We start from the raw sequence: 489 nt of genomic DNA, 5'->3' as shown, positions 1-489 counted from the left end.
GCTCGAGGTCGACCGCATGCACGGCCTGGCCAATGCCGCCGTGGAGGGGCTGATCGTCTGCGACGGCAACCGCATCATCAGTGCCAATGACAGCATTGCGGCACTGACGGGCAAAGCAACAGCGACCCTGAACGGAATGCAGCTTGGCGATCTCTTCGGATCCGATATCTCGGGCTTCGGCGAACAGCCGCAGGAGGCCGAATTGAGCGGTCGCGATGGCACGAGCATTCCTGTCGAGCTGATCGCCAGGAGCATCGACTACTGTGGCAAACCGCACAACGTGGTCGCGGTCCGCGACATTCGCGAGCGCAAGAAGGCGGAACAGGAGATCCTGCGGCTTGCCCATTTCGATCCATTGACCGGACTGGCCAATCGCCGCAGCTTTTCCGGCCGGCTGGAGACGGAAATCGCTGCGATGGTCCGGACCAGGAAAGGCGGCCAGCTTGCGCTTCTGCTGCTTGATCTCGACCGGTTCAAGGAGGTCAACGA

The 489-nt window shown here is 62.0% G+C and carries 1 protein-coding gene; it reads left to right on the top strand.

The genetic code is table 11. The annotated features are described in order from the left end of the window. A partial coding sequence (locus EN994_RS34760) for a diguanylate cyclase (RefSeq protein ID WP_164746591.1) occupies positions 1-489 on the top strand: 489 nt, incomplete at both ends.

Source organism: Mesorhizobium sp. M7A.F.Ca.CA.002.09.1.1 (assembly GCF_003998555.1).
Classification (GTDB): domain Bacteria; phylum Pseudomonadota; class Alphaproteobacteria; order Rhizobiales; family Rhizobiaceae; genus Mesorhizobium; species Mesorhizobium ciceri.
This window is presented reverse-complemented; position numbering and strand designations above follow the sequence as displayed.